Consider the following 11,736-nt stretch of genomic DNA (forward strand, 5'->3'; position numbering starts at 1 on the left):
GAGCACGGCGGCACGTTCCATCCTGGAACAGGAAACATAGCCATGCCCGCCTCATCTTCTTTCCCCGCTTCGTCTCTGCCTCCCGGCTCCCGGCTTCCCGATGCGCACCAGGTGGAACGCGGCCACGCCCCGCGCCCGTTCTTCACGCGTCTGGCGCAGGAGGTGTCCCGCTATGCCGGCAAGCCCGCCACCTTCGTGTGCGCGGTCGGTATTATCCTTGTCTGGGGTGCGACCGGGCCGCTATTCCACTACAATGATACCTGGCAGCTAATCATCAACACCTCCACCACCATCGTCACCTTCCTGATGGTTTTCCTGATCCAGAACAGCCAGAATCGGGACACGGCCGCGCTCCAGATCAAGCTAGACGAGCTGATCGCCCGCACCGAGGGTCCGCGCAACGCATTGCTGGATCTGGAGGACCTTGACGAGGCGACGCTCGAAAAGTTGCGGATGGAATATGCGCTTCTTGCCGATCGCGCACGCGAGCAGGGAAGGGGAGGGGCGGCGGCCAGCGATCCCGGCGCGGTGGCGCACGATACGGCGCCTCTGGACACGGCAAGCAAAGGTGCGGGGGCGGCGCAGGCCTCCGACGGGTCTGCCGGTCCCTGCGACGGCGGGCGCAAGGTGGCGGCGGCCGATTGCCCGGAGCCTCCGAGCCGCGCCGCCTGATCCCAGCGCGTCGCGGCGCACGCCGGCGGTGTCTCGGCGCGGCGACCTAGCCCTTGAAGTCCAGGCGCGCTAGGCAAGGGCCGAATGCGCCGGACACCGCGGCGCGCGGAGATTGGGATATATGCCGCTTTATTCCCTGGACGGGGTCGGTCCCGAACTGCCGGCCGCGGGCACCTATTGGATCGCGCCGGATGCCACGCTGATCGGCCGGGTCATCGTTTCGCAAGAGGCAAGCATCTGGTTCGGCACGGTGATCCGGGGCGATAACGAGCCGATCTTCATCGGCGCGGGGACCAATATCCAAGAAAACTGCGTGCTGCACACGGACCCGGGGTTTGCGATCCATCTTGGCGCGGGCGTCACGGTTGGCCACATGGCCATGCTGCACGGCTGCAGCGTGGGCGAGGACAGTCTGATTGGCATGGGCGCCACGGTGCTGAACGGCGCGCGGATCGGGCGCAATTCCCTGGTCGGCAGCAATGCGCTGGTGACCGAGGGCAAGGAATTTCCCGACAATTCCCTGATCGTCGGCGCCCCGGCGCGGGTCGTGCGCGAACTCGATGCCGCCGCCATCGCCCGCCTTAAGGTGACGGCGCAGCACTATCAGGCCAATTGGAAACGCTTCGCCGCAAGCCTCAAGCGGATCGACTGAGGGCAGGGCGGGGCAGGCTCACCGCCCGCCGCCCACCACCGGGGGAGAGCGCGTGTCGCCCAGCGAAACCCACAAGTTGGGGTCACCCTGCGATTGGCGCTTCACATAGCGATAGCCGGTGTCCTGCCAGGGCAGGATCTGGTTTTCCTGATTGTCGAGGATCAGGTCGCCGCGGTCGGTCACGACGGTCAGCACGGCGTGGCCGTCGCCTTCCTTGTCGCGCACCACCGTGATGAGCAGGACCGAGGCGGGCCAGCCGAGGCCAATCAGCGCGCGGCGCTTGGCGAGCACGTAATCCTCGCAATCGCCCTTGCCGTCGTCGGGATAGGCCCAGCGCTCCACCTCGCCGTAATGGTCCATGTCGGTCATGGGGGTGATGGAGGTGTTGAAGCTGCGGTTCACCTGGTCGAGCGCCGCAAGATGGGCGGTGTCGAGCGGAGCCTCTGGGACAAGGTCGCCCTCAGCAACGCAGTCGCCCTTGTTCTCGGCGCAGAAGCGCACATAGCCGATGGGAGCGGAGGTGCCCCCCACCGCCTGGAGGTGCGGCATCAGCGCGGGCGGCAGGCTCGCATACCGCCGGTCGCCGGCGACGGCACTACCGGCACCCGCGATGAGCAGGACAGCGAGCAGAAGCTTTCGAGCGATATGAAACGGCATGGCACGCTGTCGCGAGGGGTTAACAACTTCATAATGCCTGAGGTTCGCCGCATTCGCGCCGTCAACCTTTCATTAACCTTAATGGGCGTTAACGACCTTGACCAGTGGGGGCCTCGGGCCCCCGAACCCGCGTGTACACGCGCTTTTTCCTTGCTGCGGATCGCGCCCGCCCTTATGTGCGGGACGTGCTCGACCTCAGCGATCCACGCCGCCCGCCCCGCGAGCCGGTGTTCAACATTCCCGGAATTGTGGCGCTGCTGGCCCTGGTCATGGCGGTGATCGCGCTTGCGCGCGAATTCCTGCTGGACGAGCAGTCCAACGTCATGCTGCTCGCCTATTTCGCCTTCATCCCGGCGCGCTATGACGCCACTTTCGATCTGCCCGGCGGGCTCGGGGCTGATATCTGGACGTTCGTGAGCTACGCCTTTTTGCACGCAAACCTCGTGCATCTCGGCGTCAATCTGATCTGGATGCTGGCGTTCGCGACCCCCGTGGCGCGGCGCTTCGGCACGCCCCGCTTCCTGGCCTTCGTGGTGGTCACGGCGGCCGCCGGCGCGCTTGCTCACCTCATCGCCTATCCGGACGCCATGGTGCCGATGATCGGGGCCTCCGCGGTGGTCTCCGGCGCCATGGCGGCGGCGGTACGCTTTGCCTTCTCGCCCGGAGGCGCGCTCGGCCGCCCGGTGCGTGGCGCGCCCGAGCATCCGCCCGCCGCCTCGTTGCTCGGCGCCTTCCGCGAGCCGCGCGTGCTGACCTTTGTCGCGGTCTGGGTGGTGGTGAACTTCCTGTTCGGCGCCGCCATCACGCTGCCCGGCACGGAGGGCGCGGAAGTGGCCTGGCAGGCGCACATGGGCGGCTTCTTCGCCGGCCTGCTGCTGTTTCCGCTGTTCGATCCCATTCCCCGCGCGGCGGTGCCGTCCCGTCCGCCCCGGTAGGGTGCGTGCTGAAATACCAGTCAAACCTCCGCGCAGCGTGACATGCGGGGTTGCGGATCGCGCCAACGCGGATGATCATTCCCTCAAGGCAATACCGGCGAGCGTGAATAACGCCGGATCCGCCTGTCACTAGGGAATGGAGGTCAGCCATGACCGTAGGCATTATTCTTCAACGCAAGACATCGAGCCTCGTCACCATATCTCCGGAGGCCTCGCTCACGGAGGCGGTGCAGAGCCTGTCGCAACATCGCATCGGCGCTATCGTTGCCACCGGCCCCGACGGCCGCCTGGAAGGCATCCTTTCCGAGCGCGACGTGGTGCGGATCCTCGGCGAGCGCGGGCCGGACGTGCTGTCCGAGCCGGTCTCCTCCGTCATGACTCGGGCTGTGGTGACCTGCACCGCGGACGAGACCGTTCCTGCCATTATGGAACGCATGACGCGCGGGCGTTTCCGTCACGTTCCGGTGGTGTCGGGCAACAAGCTCGTCGGCATTATCTCCATCGGCGACGTGGTGAAGTATCGCGTCGAGGAAATGGAGCGCGAGAGCGCGGAGCTGCGCGACTACATCATGACCGCCTGAGGCGGCGAAGGTCAGGGCGCTGCGCCCTGACCTGCTTTCGCAGCAATGCCCTGTCCAGTGGGGCGCCGCGACGTTATTTCAGCGCTTCCATGGCGCTGTGCACATCGTCCACGATCCGTTCCACCGCCTCGCGCCCGGCGGCGATGGCTTCCTCCGCGCGGTGGAAATCGAACAAGCCGATCTTGGAGAGCTTGGGCGAAACCGTGACGTCCGGCGGATCGCCTGCGAGGCGCGAGCGCGCGATGCGGTCCTGGGTGATGTTGAAGGCGTCGATCATCACGGCCGAGATCCCGCGCGGCCCTTCGCTCGGTCCGGAGAGAAACTGGCGGCGCAGCATGCGGTCCGGCCGCAGCATGCGCGAAAGCCCCTGCTTCTGGTGCTCCACCACCACGTCGGCGACCTCGGCGATGGCGCTGCCATGGTCCTGGATCACGGTGCCGCGCCCGAAGATTTCGGAATTGAGATTGACCGCGATCACGATGCGCCCGCCGAGCGCGCGGGCCGCGGACACCGGCACCGGATTGACCAGCGTGCCGTCCATCAGCCAGCGCCCGCCCACCTTGGCCGGGGTGAAGATGCCCGGCAGGCAATAGCTGGCGTGGATCGCTTCCACCAATTCTCCGCGCGTCAGCCAGATCTCATGGCCGGTGCCGAGTTCGGTGGCGATGCAGCCGAACACCACCGGCAAATCCTCGATCGTGAGATCGCCGAGTTCCAGGCGCATGCGCTCCATCAGCCGCCGCCCGGCGATCAAGCCGGCCGCGCCGAGGGAGAGATCCAGAAAGCCAAGGATATTGCGCTTGTTGAGGCCACGCGCCCAATCCTCCAGCGCGTCCAGCTTGCCGGCGGCCCAGATGCCGCCGACCACCGCGCCGATGGAGGTGCCGGCGATCACGCTCGGACGAATGCCGTGGGCTTCCAGTGCGCGCATCACGCCGATATGGGCAAAGCCACGCGCCGCGCCACCCCCCAGCGCCAGGGCGATCTTGGGACCGCCCTTGCGGCCGGCCTTCCATGGCGGCTCGACCTCGGTCTGCGCGTCCACGGCGGGCGCGACATCGGGACGGAGATCAGCCTCACCTTCGCTTGGAGCGTCTTCGGTGCGAGTGCGGCGGGTAAAACCTTGAAACATGCGCGACCTCCGACCGGCCGGCGTGCCGGTGGCAAGCTCCGAGACTCAAACCCTTCTAACGGCGTTTGATGTCCGAAGCGTGGCTTTGCCACGGTGCGCCATGGGGCTGGCGTGAGGCTGCGCCCGCGCCGTCAAACAAATCCTTAATCGTGGGAATGGCCGGAATGGTCGCCATAGACCGCCTTCGGATCGAAACGCGGCTCATCGCCGGTGAATTCCAGGGCCGTGGCGGCGGAGGCTTTGCCGCCGATGGGCACCCGGCGATAGAAGCAGGAGCGACGGCCGGTGTGGCAGGCGGCGCCCGTGCCGCCCATCTCAACTTTCAGCAGCACCGCGTCCTGGTCGCAATCCACGCGGATCTCCAGCACCTTCTGCGTGTGGCCGGAGCTTTCGCCCTTCTTCCAGAGCTTCTTGCGCGAGCGACTGTAATAATGCGCCTCGCCGGTCTCGATGGTGAGGGCGAGCGCCTCTTCGTTCATGAAGGCGAGCATCAGCACCTGGTTCGTCACCGCGTCCACGGCGATGCAGGTCACGAGGCCGTTGGCATCGAAGCGGGGTGTGAGGCGCGTGCCTTCCTCAAGCTCGGCCGTGCCGGTGCTGGCCGCGAAGACGGGGGTCTCAAGGCTCATGAAAACTCCAAGAGGCCGGCGCCGCCACGGGCGTGGGCCCAGCTGCTCAGCCCTTGGCGCGCACCAAAGTGATGAAGCGCACCTGCTCGGCCGGGTCGTCGCGGAAGACGCCGGTGAACTGGCTGGTGATGGTGGATACGCCGGACTTGGTGATGCCGCGCATGGCCATGCACATATGCTCAGCCTCGATCATCACGGCCACCCCGCGCGGCTTCAGCGTCTCGTCCAGGGCGGAGATGATCTGCGAGGTCAGATGCTCCTGCGTCTGCAGGCGCTTGGCGTAAATGTCCACCACCCGCGCGATCTTGGACAGGCCGACCACCCGCTCCACCGGGAAATAGGCGACATGCGCCTTCCCCACGAACGGCACCATGTGGTGCTCGCAATGGGAATAGAAGGGAATGTCCCGCACCAGAACGAAATCGTCGAAATTGCCGATCTCGCCGAACGTGCGGTCGAGCGCCTCTGCCGCGTCGTGGCGATAGCCGGAGAACAATTCCCCATAGGCCTTCACGACCCGGTGGGGTGTTTCCAGCAGGCCCTCGCGGTCCGGATCCTCGCCGATATAGGCGAGCAGGGTGCGCACGGCGGCCTCCGCCTCGCGCTTGGACGGGCGCGCGGGATCGTGCGTCTCGTCAGCCGCCGCATCCTGCGGGGCGTCGTCGTGCCGTTTGGCTTGCGCCTGGAGATGTTTCACATGCTTGCGGGCCTTGGCCTCGTTCTCGGCCTGCGCCCGCAACAATTTGACAACCGCGTCCATACCCAACTCCGTTCGACCCGCCGCGGATAAAGTCCGGGCGAGAGTGTCACCGGTGTCGGCTACGCATGCGCGGATCCTCATCTTCCGCGCCCCACCGGAAGCCCCGGCGGCGGCCTTGCCGTCCGTCTGGCGCGAAACGCTGCTCCTCTGGGGCGCATGTTCCGCAATCAGGCGCCTGCGTCTTCCGCAGCGCCGCACATGGACTATATAAGACGGCGACCAAGCAACGCAAAGTGCGCTTTTGCTTGAGCGTGCCGCGCAAACCGCATGGCAGCGCGCCTTTACGGGGCGTGGGGCGGGCGGGCTGGATGATGACGCCGCCATGGGGCGGCCGGGACCGCACGATGATCAACGACGTCTACAATACCCGTATCCTGGGCTATGCCGCCGATATTCCCCGCATTGGCCGGCTGGCGCAGCCCCAGGCCAGCGCCACCGCCCATTCGCGGCTGTGCGGCTCCACCGTAACCGTGGATGTGGCGCTCAATGGCGACACTGTGAGCGATTTCGCCCATGAGGTGCGCGCCTGCGCGCTCGGGCAGGCCTCCTCCTCCATCATGGCGCGCCATGTGGTGGGGTCGAGCGTCGCCGAATTGCGGGCGCTGCGCGAGACCATGCGCAAGATGCTCAAAGAGAATGGCCCGCCGCCCGCCGGCCGCTGGGCGGAGTTGGAAGTGCTGGAGCCGGTGCGCGACTACAAGGCACGTCACGCTTCCACCTTGCTGACCTTCGACGCGGTGGTGGACGCCATCGACCAGATCGAGGCAAAGGCCGGCACCGCGCGCGAGGCGACGGCGGAGAACTGAACGGGCGCTTGCGCCCGTTCGCGTGCGTTTCGTCCGGCCCGCGCGGGTTATTTCGCGGCGGTGGCAGCCGCCGGCGCTTGCGGGATGTTGGAATTCGCCGCCTGCGGAAGGGCTGAGGCCAGCGCCGGCAGGCCCAGCAGGCCGCGCACTTCCGCCGTCGCCTGGGCGAGGTCGGCGTTGAACTGCGGATTGTCCATCATCTGCGCCGCGATCACCGCACCGGCGATGTGGCTCGCTTCCACGTCGGAGGGATAATGGATGCCGCCCACGAGCCGCGAGAAGCCGAAGCCGATGCCCCGCAGATGGATTGCCGTCGCCTTCTCCGGCACCATATTGGCCAGGATGATGGCCGTGAGGGTGCCGTAGGTCGCGTGGCCGCTGGGATAGGAGGGAGTGGTCTCGGCGGGGACCACGAGCTTGATGTCGGAGTTCGCCAGATTGGGGCGGGCGCGCTTCCAATAGGCCTTCGCGGCATCGACGATCGGCCGGGCGTTCGCCCAGGCCTTGTCCACCAGGGCGTTGGCGAGCGGTGCCTTCTCCTTGGAGAGGTCAGCGCCCATCACCTCGGAAAACCGCGAGAGGGTGCGGTCCACGTCGGCATTCGCGAGGGCCACCAGGTCCGGCGTGCGCACCGACTGGATGTCCAGAAGGATCTTGATGTCCTCGCGCGCCGCGGGAGAATCGGCCGCCGGCGCGGGGGCCAGGATGCGGGTGAGGTCCACCTGAGAGGGACGCACATAGGGTTCGTCAGCGGCAAATGCCCCGGAAACCATGAAGGTAGACAGTGCCAGTAGGGCCAAGGTAAATTTACGTATGGTCATGAAACAGTCCCCGCGTAAAGCCGGGCGACCCAGCCTTGCGGCTTCTCTCCCATGGAATCGACGACATAAAGATGTCATCGAGCATCCATCCCTTACGTTCCGTATCGGCAGCGTGGTCGCGCGTCTGCCGCGCCTGATCTTGCGCGCCCCAATCCTGTTCTATCGCTATACGCTTTCTTCTTTCATGGGGCGGCAATGCCGCTATCTGCCCACCTGCTCGGAATATGCCGACGAGGCGATTTCCCGCCATGGCGCCTGGGCCGGGGGGTGGATGGGCGCGGCGCGGCTGTGTCGCTGCCATCCCTGGGGCGGCTCGGGGTTCGATCCGGTACCGCAATGCCTGCCCGCCGATGCGCGCTGGCATCGCCCCTGGCGCTATGGCGTTTGGCGCCAGCCGCCGGATGAGCCGACCTGACGGGAAGGGCAGATGGGCGCGAGGGTATTTTGTTTCCGGTCACACCTTGGCTGCGCGGATGCGCTATGCCGCTTCCTCCATGCCTCGGTCGGGGGAGTTGCCCGGTGAAGACACGCGGTTTCTTGTTCAGCATCGCCCTGAGCCTGTCGGCACTGGTCGGTTGCGCCGGCGGCGCGTTGGCGGTCCAGCAGGGGCCGGCGGCCGACGCCTTCTATGTGCCGCCCGCGCCGTTGCCGGAAGGCCCCGCCGGTTCCCCGATCTGGGTGCGTGCGCTTTCGGGCACGATGGCGCTGCCGAGTGCGGCGCGCAATCTGCTGGTACTCTATCGCTCGGTCGATCCCGCCGGCCAGCCGGTTGCGGTGTCCGGGACCATATCGATCCCCAAGGGCACACCGCCCGCGGGTGGCTGGCCTGTCATCACATGGACCCATGGCACGACCGGCCTTGCAGCTATCTGTGGCCCCTCCCGCGACACGCCTGAGGGGCCGGAGCACGGCTATATCGCCGATATCCGGGCGCTGCTCGATCCGTTCGTCGCCAAGGGCTATGCGGTGGTCGCGACCGATTATCAGGGCCTCGGCGTGGCCGGCTTCCATCCGTTCCTCCAGGGCGTGCCGAACGGCAGGAACGCGCTCGACATGCTGCGTGCCGCGCGCACGCTTGAGCCGGAGATCGGTCAGAAATACGCTGTCATGGGCCATTCCCAGGGCGGGCAGGCGGATCTGTTCACCGCCGCCGAGGGGCCGTCTTACGCGCCGGAGCTGCAGCTTGTCGGCAATATCGCCATGGCGCCGGGCACCCACATCGCGGACCGGCTCGCGGCGGTGCGCGCCTCCGGCAAGGTGGAACTGGCGCTGCCCTACGTGCTGTATACGCTGCAGTCCTACGCCACCACCGACAAGGCCATCGACATCGGCCGCATCCTGACCGCGAAGGCGCAGCCGTATCTGGCGGAGCTTCACCAGGGCTGCATGACCAAGGCTTTGACGGACAGCTATTGGGCGACCGCCATCGCCAAGGACCAGTTCCTGGCGGACCCGGACCTTGCGGCTTTCCTGAAGATGGCGGCGCAGAACGAGCCCGGCACGCTCGCCATTTCCGTGCCCACGCTGGTGATGCAGGGCACCGCCGACGTGACAGTGCGGCCGCAGGATACGGACGCTTCGGTGCGCGATCTCTGCGCCAAGGGAAATGTCGTGACCTACAAGACCTTCCCGGGCCGCGATCATGATGGCGTCATGGCCGCCGGTGCCCCGGACGCGCTGGCTTTCCTCGCGGATCGCTTTGCCGGCGTGCCCGCCGCCGGCAATTGCGCGGACCTGCCGAAGGCGGCGCCCTAGGGGCGGAAGTCTGAGCCCGGGAATTCCGGGCCACGACCCCCTCCGTCGCGCGCGCAGGATGGCAAGCCCCGGGAGGGCTTTGCCCTTTACGGCACGTCCCGGGCGGCCTAGAGGAGGCCGCTTCAACAAGAGCCTACCTGCGGAGTACGCAGGAGTGGGCAGGAGAAGACCAATGGTTACGCTTACTTTCCCCGATGGCGCCCAGCGCGAGTTCGCCCCCGGCACCACGGGCGCCGATGTGGCCGGCGCCATTTCCAAATCGCTGGCCAAGAAGTCCGTCGCGATCATCCTTGATGACACGCTGACCGACCTCTCCGACCCCATCCTCGCGGATGCCCGGATCCAGATCGTTACCCGCGACGATCCCCGCGCGCTGGAGCTGATCCGGCACGACGCGGCCCATGTGCTCGCCGAAGCGGTGCAGAGCCTTTATCCCGGCACCCAGGTGACCATCGGTCCGGTGATCGAGAACGGCTTCTATTACGATTTCGCCCGAAATGAGCCTTTCACCACGGAAGATCTGCCGAAGATCGAGGCGAAGATGCGCGAAATCATCGCGAAGGATCGCCCCTTCACGAAGGAGGTCTGGTCCCGCGAGGAAGCCAAGCGCGTGTTTGCCGAGAAGGGCGAGGCCTTCAAGGTGGAATTGGTGGACGCCATCCCCGAGGGCCAGGATCTGAAGATCTACAAGCAGGGCGAATGGTTCGACCTCTGCCGCGGCCCCCACATGCCCTCCACTGGCAAGGTGGGCAACGCCTTCAAGCTCATGAAGGTGGCCGGTGCCTATTGGCGCGGCGACAGCAACAATCCCATGCTGACCCGCATCTACGGCACCGCCTGGCATGACCAGGGCGAACTCGACAGCTATCTCCATCGCCTGGAGGAAGCGGAAAAGCGGGACCATCGCCGCCTCGGCCGGGAGATGGACCTGTTCCACTTCCAGGAGGAGGGGCCCGGCACGGTGTTCTGGCACGCCAAGGGCTGGAATCTGTTCCAGAACCTCGTCGCCTACATGCGCCGCCGCCTGAAGGTGGATTATGCCGAGGTGAACGCCCCGCAGGTGCTCGACAAGTCTTTGTGGGAGACCTCGGGCCATTGGGGCTGGTACAAGGAGAACATGTTCAAGGTGCAGTCCGCCGGCGACGACACCGAGGACGAGCGCGTGTTCGCTTTGAAGCCCATGAACTGCCCCGGCCACGTGCAGATCTTCAAGCATGGGCTGAAATCCTATCGCGACCTGCCGCTGCGCCTCGCCGAGTTCGGCGCCGTGCACCGCTACGAGCCGTCGGGCGCGCTGCATGGGCTGATGCGCGTGCGCGGCTTCACCCAGGACGATGCGCATATCTTCTGCACCGAAGAGCAGATGGCGGCCGAATGCCTGAAGATCAACGATCTGATCCTCTCCACCTATGCCGATTTCGGCTTCGATGAGATCATCGTGAAGCTCTCCACGCGTCCCGAAAAGCGCGTCGGCTCGGATGCGGTGTGGGATCATGCGGAGGACGTCATGATGCGCGTCCTCAAGCAGATCGAGGAGCAGTCCGGCGGCAAGATCAAGACCGGCATTCTGCCGGGAGAAGGCGCGTTCTACGGCCCGAAGTTCGAATACACGCTTAGCGATGCCATCGGCCGCGAATGGCAGTGCGGAACCACCCAGGTGGACTTCAACCTGCCGGAGCGCTTCGGCGCCTTCTACGTCGACACCGACGGGCAGAAGAAGACGCCGGTGATGATCCACCGCGCGATCTGCGGCTCCATGGAGCGCTTCACCGGCATTCTGATCGAGCATTTCGCGGGCCATTTTCCGCTCTGGCTCGCCCCGGTGCAGGTCGTGGTGGCGACCATCACCTCTGAGGCAGACGACTATGCCGCTGAGGTGACGGCAGCCGCGCGTGCGCGCGACTTGCGGGTGGAAAAGGACATTCGCAACGAGAAGATCAACTACAAGGTGCGCGAGCATTCGCTGGCCAAGGTGCCGGTACTGCTGGTGGCAGGCAAGAAAGAGGCGGCCGAAGGCACGGTTTCCATCCGGCGGCTCGGCTCCAACGAGCAGACCGTCCTGCCTCTGGACGAAGCGCTCGCGCTTCTCGCAAACGAGGCGATGCCTCCAGACCTGCAGCGCAAATTGGCCTGATAGCAGGCGCAAGACCGCGTGACAGAACCAGACAGGGTGGGCCGTGCGGTGGCCGGCTCACCCCAGGTGCCCCTAGACCCTGGCTTTTTTTGGCCAGATGGCGAGGACCCATTTTCCTCACCCACCCGCTCCTATACTGAATTTTAGGGACCTTTTTCCTTGCGAAAAAGACGGGTGTGGAGGGGCTGATAATGAAGACGTG

Annotated in this window: 13 protein-coding genes; 8 read left to right on the forward strand and 5 right to left on the reverse strand. The window is 66.1% G+C overall.

Annotated elements, in window-relative coordinates; genetic code table 11:
- Positions 1-42: 42 nt before the first annotated feature.
- The gene (locus tag V5F68_RS03730) at positions 43-672 is read left to right on the forward strand and encodes a low affinity iron permease family protein (RefSeq protein ID WP_394014398.1); all 630 of its coding nucleotides are present in this window, start codon (positions 43-45) and stop codon (positions 670-672) included.
- A gap of 121 nt (positions 673-793) precedes the next feature.
- Entirely contained in the window at positions 794-1,324 is a 531-nt protein-coding gene (locus V5F68_RS03735) for a gamma carbonic anhydrase family protein (protein WP_394014397.1), read from the forward strand.
- A gap of 18 nt (positions 1,325-1,342) precedes the next feature.
- Here V5F68_RS03735 and V5F68_RS03740 read toward each other — a convergent pair whose 3' ends face one another.
- Positions 1,343-1,981 (reverse strand): transglutaminase-like cysteine peptidase, encoded by a 639-nt coding sequence (locus tag V5F68_RS03740; RefSeq protein ID WP_394014396.1) that lies wholly within the window; start codon positions 1,979-1,981, stop codon positions 1,343-1,345.
- A 131-nt stretch (positions 1,982-2,112) separates the two neighbouring features.
- On the opposite strand from V5F68_RS03740, the gene V5F68_RS03745 reads away from it, so the two are divergent.
- Together V5F68_RS03745 and V5F68_RS03750 are read left to right on the forward strand one after the other, a co-directional pair.
- Positions 2,113-2,916, forward strand: coding sequence for a rhomboid family intramembrane serine protease (locus V5F68_RS03745; RefSeq protein WP_394014395.1), 804 nt, complete (start codon positions 2,113-2,115; stop codon positions 2,914-2,916).
- Positions 2,917-3,065: 149 nt separating this feature from the next.
- Positions 3,066-3,497, forward strand: a complete 432-nt coding sequence (locus V5F68_RS03750; protein ID WP_394014394.1) for a CBS domain-containing protein — start codon at positions 3,066-3,068, stop codon at positions 3,495-3,497.
- A 73-nt stretch (positions 3,498-3,570) separates the two neighbouring features.
- Here the strand turns inward: V5F68_RS03750 and V5F68_RS03755 are convergent, their stop codons facing one another.
- The 3 genes from V5F68_RS03755 to folE all read right to left on the reverse strand — a co-directional run bounded on the left by V5F68_RS03755 (position 3,571) and on the right by folE (position 6,018).
- Positions 3,571-4,629, reverse strand: a complete 1,059-nt coding sequence (locus V5F68_RS03755) for a patatin-like phospholipase family protein (RefSeq protein WP_394014393.1) — start codon at positions 4,627-4,629, stop codon at positions 3,571-3,573.
- Positions 4,630-4,772: 143 nt separating this feature from the next.
- A complete protein-coding gene (hisI, locus tag V5F68_RS03760; protein ID WP_394014392.1) occupies positions 4,773-5,258 on the reverse strand; it encodes a phosphoribosyl-AMP cyclohydrolase in 486 nt (161 codons plus the stop codon).
- A 46-nt stretch (positions 5,259-5,304) separates the two neighbouring features.
- On the reverse strand, positions 5,305-6,018 hold the full coding sequence (folE, locus tag V5F68_RS03765) for a GTP cyclohydrolase I FolE (protein ID WP_394014391.1): 714 nt from the start codon (positions 6,016-6,018) through the stop codon (positions 5,305-5,307).
- A 344-nt stretch (positions 6,019-6,362) separates the two neighbouring features.
- On the opposite strand from folE, the gene V5F68_RS03770 reads away from it, so the two are divergent.
- Positions 6,363-6,824, forward strand: coding sequence for an iron-sulfur cluster assembly scaffold protein (locus V5F68_RS03770; RefSeq protein WP_394014796.1), 462 nt, complete (start codon positions 6,363-6,365; stop codon positions 6,822-6,824).
- Positions 6,825-6,871: 47 nt separating this feature from the next.
- Here V5F68_RS03770 and V5F68_RS03775 read toward each other — a convergent pair whose 3' ends face one another.
- Entirely contained in the window at positions 6,872-7,645 is a 774-nt protein-coding gene (locus tag V5F68_RS03775) for a phosphatase PAP2 family protein (RefSeq protein ID WP_394014390.1), read from the reverse strand.
- 184 nt (positions 7,646-7,829) lie between these two features.
- On the opposite strand from V5F68_RS03775, the gene yidD reads away from it, so the two are divergent.
- The 3 genes from yidD (at position 7,830) to thrS (ending at position 11,534) form a co-directional block, all read left to right on the forward strand.
- Positions 7,830-8,060, forward strand: coding sequence for a membrane protein insertion efficiency factor YidD (gene yidD, locus V5F68_RS03780; protein ID WP_509274701.1), 231 nt, complete (start codon positions 7,830-7,832; stop codon positions 8,058-8,060).
- A gap of 104 nt (positions 8,061-8,164) precedes the next feature.
- Complete coding sequence (locus V5F68_RS03785; protein ID WP_394014389.1) at positions 8,165-9,400, forward strand: lipase family protein; 1,236 nt, start codon at positions 8,165-8,167, stop codon at positions 9,398-9,400.
- 172 nt (positions 9,401-9,572) lie between these two features.
- On the forward strand, positions 9,573-11,534 hold the full coding sequence (gene thrS / locus V5F68_RS03790) for a threonine--tRNA ligase (RefSeq protein WP_394014388.1): 1,962 nt from the start codon (positions 9,573-9,575) through the stop codon (positions 11,532-11,534).
- The last annotated feature ends 202 nt before the right edge of the window (positions 11,535-11,736 follow it).

Origin of the sequence: Roseixanthobacter pseudopolyaromaticivorans, assembly GCF_043195145.2 — a bacterium.
Taxonomy (GTDB): domain Bacteria; phylum Pseudomonadota; class Alphaproteobacteria; order Rhizobiales; family Xanthobacteraceae; genus NCEH01.